The organism is Candidatus Jordarchaeum sp., assembly GCF_052745115.1.
Genome location: NZ_JBRAKS010000213.1, coordinates 1 through 6,651 on the forward strand (window position 1 = coordinate 1; position 6,651 = coordinate 6,651).

Genomic DNA, 6,651 nt, shown 5'->3' on the forward strand with positions numbered 1-6,651 from the left:
ACCGAACACCATCTGGAAGTGTCCTAGATGGGTAAGTTTCGGACAACGGTTGGTACTGGGTTCCCGATGGTGTTAATGATCCATGGGACTTTTTTGGAAGGGATAAAGGTTTCAAGATAATTTCCTACCAGACCGCTGCTTCACTATGGAACCAGGATTTCGTTCATAGGGAATCATATTCTTTAAAAGTTACAGACCGGTCTTACGGCAGAGCACTAGAAGAATTTGCCAAGAAAAAGGGCTGGAGATTCCAAGTAGAATACGTTAACAAACCAACAAATTACAGAAAAATTGGAAAACTATTTATTGAGAATATGGAGGAAACAGTAATCGAATGCATACAGAGGTGGGCTTTCATGGACGCTTTCGCAGTACTATACTCAAACAGCAACAAGATTAACCTGAAGGATTTGTCCAAGAAAAGTTATTGGAAAAGAATTCGAGGAACAGATATTAGAGTCAGACAAGCTCTGGGGTACGGGTGCCACCTCATCAACAAACTCAGCGGTAAAAAGATGTTCACCGTTCAGAAAACCGAGTTAGCCGATGAATATGTGAAGCATGAGATAGAAGAGGCGGTTCAGAAGATGGTTGAACTTGTCTAGATACGTAGAAATGGTGAAAGCCAGAGAAGAAGAGATCGCCAAGCTGATAGACTTCCTCTCCTAAAGATCCAGCGGCTTCAACGACCCTAAACTCATTTTAATTGGAGGATACGCACTAAGAGCATTCACACCATTATCCAGAGTAACCAGAGATTGCGATTTTGCATTACCGAAAGAGAACAGCTGGCATTTGGATACGTTAAGAAAATGGCTTGCCACAGAAACTATAATCGAAACCCTTGAAAAGAAAAATAACTCGGGATACATGAGGTGCATTAAGCTCATAGAAACTGGGAGAAAACCAGTAAGAATCTTCCTAGACTTCATGGAGGGAGAAGTTACAGGAAGAACCATAAAAGACACAGTCAGAATCGACGAAAAATTCGTTTTAAACTCTCAGAAAACACGGATAAAAATATCCAACAGAGAAATCGAAGTGAGAGTTCCAAACTACACCGATTACTTCATACTAAAAATTGTTTCAGGCAGAGCCATTGATGTCAAAGACCTAGCAACCCTAACGTGGAAAAAAGGAATACCCGAAGGAATAAGAGAAAGAACCAGTGAAGTAATGCCATACCCCGAAGTCTTCGAAAAGAAACTAAGCAAATTCATACTACCACACAAGAACTACAAATAATAACCCCCAAAAAAGAAAACGGACAAACAAAATACCAACTCAACCACCAAATACTACAAGCAACCAAAAACACAAAAAACAAACAAAAACAGAAAAGAAAAACAAAACAACAACCAAAAAATAAAAAATGAAAAGAAAGAAACTCACTCAGTCTCCATATCAACAACCCATTCCATAGCCTTCCGATCCGAAGTAGCAAGCTCGTAAGACGTGGTCATCTCAAGAGCATCCTTGGGACAAGACTCAACACATTGTTCGCAAAACAAGCATTTACCCAAATCTACGACCGGCAGCTTGCCTGGTTTGTTTTTTAGTTCTTCGGGGTATTCTTTTGGCCAGTCTATCATCTCAATGGCAGCTGAAGGGCAATCCTTGGCGCAGGTTCCGCAGCCTACGCATCTTTTGAGGTATAGTATGTGTTTTCCTCGTAGGTGTTCGAATGGTTCTAGTTTTTCGAATGGGTAGAATAATGTGAATGGTTTTTTGGGAAAGTTTCTTAGTAGTTCTCCTTCCATTGCTCCTGGTCTGGGCATTATTTTTCACACTCCTATATTAGTAATGCTATCCATAATAGTAGGTTGTAGGTTGTTTGCCATCCGAATAGGTCGAAGTAGAATACTGCTTGTAGTATTACTATGTTTAGGAAAGCGAGTGGTATGAGATATTTCCATGTTCCTCTAACTATCTGGTCTATTCTGAATCTGGCGAACAGGGTTCTCAGGTTGGCTATTAGGAAGATGATTGCAAATACTTTTACTAGGAACCATATGGTGCCGAAAATGTATCCCCAGGGGAACGCTCCAAATAGGCGATCTAACTGGCTTAATCCGATGTCCCATCCCGGGCCCCATGGTCCGCCCAAGAATAGGGCTGCTGTTAGTCCCGCGCCCCATAGGTATTCGAGGTCTCCAGCCAGTCGGAAGAAGGCTAGCTTTTTGCCCGATAGTTCGGTCTGCCATCCTGCGACTATTTCGGTGTGTGCCTCTGGAACGTCGAAGGGTATCTTTTCTAACTCCGACATTAGAGCGATCACGAACACTGCAAACGAAATGGGAGCTACTAGTATGAATGGTAAGCCTATTGCCGCCTGCGTTTGGGTGATATTTGCTATTGTCAAAACCGAGAGCTGTGACGGAAGAGCTAATGTTGCAGGAATTGTTCCGCCCAAAGCGATAAGATAGCTGTTAATCTGTATCGGCACAGAGTAATAGTATGCTGCTATAATTGCTGGTGTTATGGCTGATAGCACCATTGGGATTTCGTAGGCTATAAGCTGCATTCCTGCTCTGGCTGTTCCCACTTCACCGAATCTGCTGGTTGAGAACCAGCCGGTTAAAATCACCATTAGGGCGAAGATCGTGGACAGGAATAATACAACTATAAGGTCTCCTTCAAAGCTTATTATGCCTGCGCTCCTGTACACCGGGATAAACATCATCATAACCAAGGTTAGTGTTAGCGCCACGACTGGCGCTGCCGCTAAGCTTCGGGCTTCGGCGCCAGTATGCACTATGTCTTCTTTGGCTAGTAGTTTTATTATGTCTGCGAAAGGCTGTAGTATTCCGTGGTATCCGGTGTGGAAGGGTCCGACTCGATTCTGTAATCGGGCGTATATTTTTCTGTCGTACCATTCTGCAAAAAGTGAGACCACGCCTATGAATAGGAGTCCCGGAAACACTATTATTTTAAATAGATCCATGAGAATGTTGCCCTGTTGGGATAGTAAGTACTGAAGTATTATTATGTTGCTGCCTATTCCCGGATACAAGTACAAAATAATGTACCATAGTAAGTCAAAGGCCATTTTTACCACCTTTTCTTTTCATAGAATTTAATACCATATCTTCGTAAGCTTTCCAGATCCCACATCCATTTCTTTTCTTTTTCTATGTCCACAAATGTGATTCTGTCGGTGCAGCTTAGACATGGATCTATTGATGCAATGATTATTGGTACATCTGCGATGTGATGTCCCTTTAACATGTACTCTACTGATGGCCAGTTTGCGAGTGTTGGGGATCGGACCTTTACTCTTTCGGGTTTGTCCGATCCATTACTTTTGATGTAATGGATGAGTTCTCCTCGAGGGGCTTCATATCTGCTTAATACTTCTCCTTCTGGTATACGTCTTTTTAGTTTGAGTCTGATCTCATCTTTTGGTAGATGGTCTAGCATCCATTGTATCATGTTGCATGACTGGATCATTTCCAGAACACGTACTGCTACTCTTGCAAAGACGTCACAAGAATCCCAGGTACACACTTCGAAGGGTACTTCACCGTAAGCAGCGTTTGGATCGTCTCTTCGACAATCCATGTCGATACCTGATGCTCGGACAGTTGGTCCCACGGTTCCGAGTTTCCGAGCAACTTCTGGTGGTAGTATTCCTACACTCTGAGTTCTTTCAAGAACGGTGGTTTCATTGGAGCAGAGATTAAGATAGTATTGGAGTCTTTCTCTGAAGGTGTCCATACCTTTCTTCAGGGTGGGAATTATATCCTTGCTTATGTCTCTTCGCACTCCTCCAATAGTGTTCATGGCGTAATTTACCCTGTTTCCTGAGATCATTTCAAGAAAGTCCATGATGAGTTCTCGGTCTCTCCATGTGTAGTGTAGGAGTGTGTCAAATCCTATCTCGTGTCCGGCAACTCCTAGCCACAGCATATGTGAGTGGAGTCTCTCTAACTCGCAGATAACTGTTCTTATGTAGAGTCCTCTTCGGGGCACTTCTTGGTCTAGTAGCTCTTCTACTCCTTGGGTGAATGTTGTTGTGTGGGAGTGGGAACAGATACCACATACTCTCTCTAGGAGATATATGTCTCGAACATAGGTTCTTAATTCGCATGCTTTCTCTATTCCTCGATGGTTGTATCCTATTCTAACCTTGGCGTCAACAATTTGCTCGCCGTCAATCTCGACAGTAAAGTTTACTGGTTCCTTTAGTGCTGGGTGTTGGGGTCCAATTGGTATTTTAATAGTCGACATTTTTATTCAACTCCTTCTGGTAGCCAATCTTTACGAAGAGGATAAACCCCTTCCGGCCAGTCATCTGGCAAGATTAAACGCTCTAAATTAGGATGATTCTCAAAAACTATTCCAAGAAGGTCGTGTGCTTCCCTCTCATAAAAAGTTGCTGCTGGTAAAATATCAACGACCGTTTCAATCTTTGGATTTTTTCTAGGAATTTCTGTTTTAACTGAAGGGTGTGTACGGTATCCTTGATACTTGTATAAGTGATATATGATTTCGAAGGTGTCTCCTTTGTCAACACCGGTTACAGTAGTTAAGTGTTGTAGGTCCCAGTTGTCTTTCATCCACTGTAATACTTTTCTGTGGTCGCCGGGCTTTACCTTAATGAATATTCTTTTTGCTCTTGGAATCCAGACTTCGACTGTGTCTCCGAATGCTTTTTCTAGTTCTGCTTTAAGTTTTTCATCTTCCTTTGAGGATTGTTTTAATCTCGGTTTTGTTTCTTTTGTTTCTTCTGACATTGTGTTATCCTCCCTGTAATTTTCCTAAGAGTTTTGCGACTGCGTCAATTATCGCTTCGGGTTTAGGTGGGCATCCAGGTACATACATGTCTACTGGAACTATTTTTTCGTATCCTCCCTCAATGTTATAGCATCCTTTGAAAACGCCTCCAGAGATGGCGCAGTTTCCGACGGCGATGACGAATTTTGGCTCTGGCATTTGTTCGTATAGGCGCTTGAATCTGGGTGTCATTTCTTTTGTTATTGAGCCGGTGCCTATCATAACATCTGCGTGTCTTGGTGAACCTACAAGAATGCAGCCGAAGCGTTCAATATCGTATCTGGGCATTAGAGCGGCGATGACTTCTATGTCACAGGCGTTGCATGCTCCGGTGTTCATGTGGAAAACCCAGGGTGATTTTATCCTTGACCATTTTACAAGTTTATCCATAAGTCCCAATTATTACACCACCTTTCCTATCTCCGATATAAGACTAATACTGCCGCTATAGTAGCAAACACTACGAATATTCCACCGTATAGTGGATTCGCGAAAGCAGAGGTGAATATCAGGAAACCCGCCGTTTCAAGTATCGTGAAGAACACAGCGTAGTAGACTTGTTCTAGCCTGAACTGGAATTTCTCCGCGGGATAATTCTCACCGCACGCATACACCATCATTTTTTCCTTAGTTTTCTTCCCTTTGGGTGCCATAAATTTCGCAGAAAGGTATAACCCTGCAGCGCTAAGAAAGCTGATTAACAGCGCTAATCCAAAAGTGGCAATTCCGGACAATATCCGTTACACCTCCAACTTTAGAATAATAACGTTTAGATACCTTCTCATATATAAGATTTCACACTAACAGAAGAATAAATCGCATTAAAAGTTTTTCCTCGCCGATTTCCATAACTTTAATCCAATTTATGTTCCCTAACCCGCAATTTCTACTAATAATAGGAATAGTTTTGATACGAAGTGGAAATAAATCTAATATCTTACTGTTATATTTTTAAATAAAAAATGTGGTAACCAAAATACCTAGGCACCAAATGAGTATTTATTATAAACCTTTTTGTAGAAATTTTTCTGCCTAAAAACTTCTCTTAAATTTTGAATCACGTTAAAAAGTTATCAAAAATGATAAAGGACAACTATCATCTTAATTGCCACAATTATTAACCATATATCTTACTTATTCACTATTTTTCTATTTTTTAGACTTGCTTTTTCATTAAAAAATTCCGTTAAATAATACGATGGATAAAAAATCAAATAATATTCACCAATACAAAAATTATTTAACTCTTAACTAAACAAAGAATTATTAATTTTAACCATTTAAATTAGCAGAATGGTTTTATAAATGGAATAAACAAAACTATTAATATAATATTATTGATACTACTGGTGAGGTTTTAGGTATGGAGGTAACTTTCGAATTAGAAGGTGAGAGCGTAACCGTCAACCTTCCCGAAGACCTTTACTATCACAATGACCACTGCTGGGTCAAGGTACAAGACGGAAAAGCAAGAATCGGATTCGACGACTTCGGGCAAGCTACCGCTGGAAAAATCCTGTTCGTGAGACTCAAACCCGAGGGGAAAACCATCGAAACCGATAAGAGCTTTGGTAGCATAGAAACCGGGAAATGGGTGGGGCCATTAAAAGCTCCGATTAGCGGTACAATAGTGGAGGTAAATCCTGAATTAAAAAAGAAGCCTACCATTATTAACGAGGATCCATACGGTAAGGGATGGTTAGTGGTTGTAGAGCCCACAAATTTGAAATCAGAATTGTCTAATCTTATTACCGGCGGGGCTATCAAAGATTGGATAAATAAAGAAATTAAGGAGCGACTAAAATAACCTCCTATTACTCTTTCGCTCTTAAATAAGATTTTTGTGGCTGATTTTTCCAGTTTTCTTATGAAGGT

At 41.0% G+C, this 6,651-nt stretch carries 8 protein-coding genes and 1 pseudogene; 3 read left to right on the top strand and 6 right to left on the bottom strand.

Going from position 1 to position 6,651, the window contains the following annotated elements; all coding sequences use genetic code 11:
• The first annotated feature begins 314 nt into the window (after window positions 1–314).
• Both ACUVXA_RS13920 and ACUVXA_RS13925 read left to right on the top strand, forming a co-directional pair.
• Window positions 315–605, top strand: a complete 291-nt coding sequence (locus ACUVXA_RS13920; protein WP_445871882.1) for a hypothetical protein — start codon at window positions 315–317, stop codon at window positions 603–605.
• An 88-nt stretch (window positions 606–693) separates the two neighbouring features.
• Window positions 694–1,245: pseudogene (locus tag ACUVXA_RS13925) on the top strand (hypothetical protein); the annotation flags it as partial.
• 143 nt (window positions 1,246–1,388) lie between these two features.
• On the opposite strand, the gene ACUVXA_RS13930 reads toward ACUVXA_RS13925, so the two are convergent.
• Genes ACUVXA_RS13930 through ACUVXA_RS13955 form a run of 6 tightly spaced genes read right to left on the bottom strand, consistent with a single transcriptional unit; the run spans window position 1,389 to window position 5,510 of the window.
• Window positions 1,389–1,778 (bottom strand): 4Fe-4S binding protein, encoded by a 390-nt coding sequence (locus ACUVXA_RS13930; protein ID WP_445871883.1) that lies wholly within the window; start codon window positions 1,776–1,778, stop codon window positions 1,389–1,391.
• A 14-nt stretch (window positions 1,779–1,792) separates the two neighbouring features.
• Entirely contained in the window at window positions 1,793–3,049 is a 1,257-nt protein-coding gene (locus ACUVXA_RS13935) for a complex I subunit 1/NuoH family protein (protein WP_445871884.1), read from the bottom strand.
• A 2-nt stretch (window positions 3,050–3,051) separates the two neighbouring features.
• Window positions 3,052–4,230, bottom strand: a complete 1,179-nt coding sequence (locus ACUVXA_RS13940) for a hydrogenase large subunit (protein ID WP_445871885.1) — start codon at window positions 4,228–4,230, stop codon at window positions 3,052–3,054.
• Between the two features lie 2 nt (window positions 4,231–4,232).
• Entirely contained in the window at window positions 4,233–4,736 is a 504-nt protein-coding gene (locus tag ACUVXA_RS13945; protein WP_445871886.1) for an NADH-quinone oxidoreductase subunit C, read from the bottom strand.
• Window positions 4,737–4,740: 4 nt separating this feature from the next.
• On the bottom strand, window positions 4,741–5,166 hold the full coding sequence (locus tag ACUVXA_RS13950; protein ID WP_445871889.1) for an NADH-quinone oxidoreductase subunit B family protein: 426 nt from the start codon (window positions 5,164–5,166) through the stop codon (window positions 4,741–4,743).
• Between the two features lie 26 nt (window positions 5,167–5,192).
• Window positions 5,193–5,510: a hypothetical protein gene (locus tag ACUVXA_RS13955; RefSeq protein ID WP_445871887.1), complete on the bottom strand. Its 318-nt coding sequence runs from the start codon at window positions 5,508–5,510 to the stop codon at window positions 5,193–5,195.
• A 629-nt stretch (window positions 5,511–6,139) separates the two neighbouring features.
• Between ACUVXA_RS13955 and ACUVXA_RS13960 the strand changes: the two genes are divergently transcribed.
• A complete protein-coding gene (locus tag ACUVXA_RS13960) occupies window positions 6,140–6,583 on the top strand; it encodes a glycine cleavage system protein H (protein ID WP_445871888.1) in 444 nt (147 codons plus the stop codon).
• Window positions 6,584–6,651: the final 68 nt, after the last annotated feature.

Excerpts from the sequence above, each read along its gene's own strand:
- ACUVXA_RS13940 (WP_445871885.1), bottom strand. The coding sequence starts at position 4,230 with ATGTCGACTATTAAAATACCAATTGGACCCCAACACCCAGCACTAAAG.
- ACUVXA_RS13920 (WP_445871882.1), top strand. The coding sequence starts at position 315 with ATGGAGGAAACAGTAATCGAATGCATACAGAGGTGGGCTTTCATGGAC.
- ACUVXA_RS13950 (WP_445871889.1), bottom strand. The coding sequence starts at position 5,166 with ATGGATAAACTTGTAAAATGGTCAAGGATAAAATCACCCTGGGTTTTC.
- ACUVXA_RS13930 (WP_445871883.1), bottom strand. The coding sequence starts at position 1,778 with ATGCCCAGACCAGGAGCAATGGAAGGAGAACTACTAAGAAACTTTCCC.
- ACUVXA_RS13935 (WP_445871884.1), bottom strand. The coding sequence starts at position 3,049 with ATGGCCTTTGACTTACTATGGTACATTATTTTGTACTTGTATCCGGGA.
- ACUVXA_RS13960 (WP_445871888.1), top strand. The coding sequence starts at position 6,140 with ATGGAGGTAACTTTCGAATTAGAAGGTGAGAGCGTAACCGTCAACCTT.
- ACUVXA_RS13945 (WP_445871886.1), bottom strand. The coding sequence starts at position 4,736 with ATGTCAGAAGAAACAAAAGAAACAAAACCGAGATTAAAACAATCCTCA.